Source organism: Nocardioides abyssi, assembly GCF_030412915.1.
Lineage (GTDB): Bacteria > Actinomycetota > Actinomycetes > Propionibacteriales > Nocardioidaceae > Nocardioides > Nocardioides abyssi.
Genome location: NZ_JAUHJR010000291.1, coordinates 1 through 217, shown reverse-complemented (window position 1 = coordinate 217; position 217 = coordinate 1). Strand labels below are relative to the sequence as shown.

General features: G+C 82.0%; 1 pseudogene. It reads left to right on the top strand.

Annotation, left to right across the window (positions count from 1 at the left end):
• Positions 1–217 (top strand): annotated as a pseudogene (locus QWY29_RS21390) (hypothetical protein); the annotation flags it as partial.

The window sequence follows — 217 nt, the reverse complement described above, 5'->3', positions numbered from 1 at the left end:
CGAGCCCAAGCCGCAGCAGTCGCAGGAGGAGACCCGCACCGCCGCGCAGGCGCTCGCGGCCGGTCGCCTGGCGGCGCCGCGCCAGGAGCAGCGCGCGCCGGGGGCCGCGGCCACCCGCCCGCAGGGGGCCCCGAGCCAGCAGGGGTACCAGGGCCAGCAGGGCCAGGCCCAGCCCCAGCAGGCGCAGCGCCCGGCGCCGCGGCAGGTGCAGTTCGAC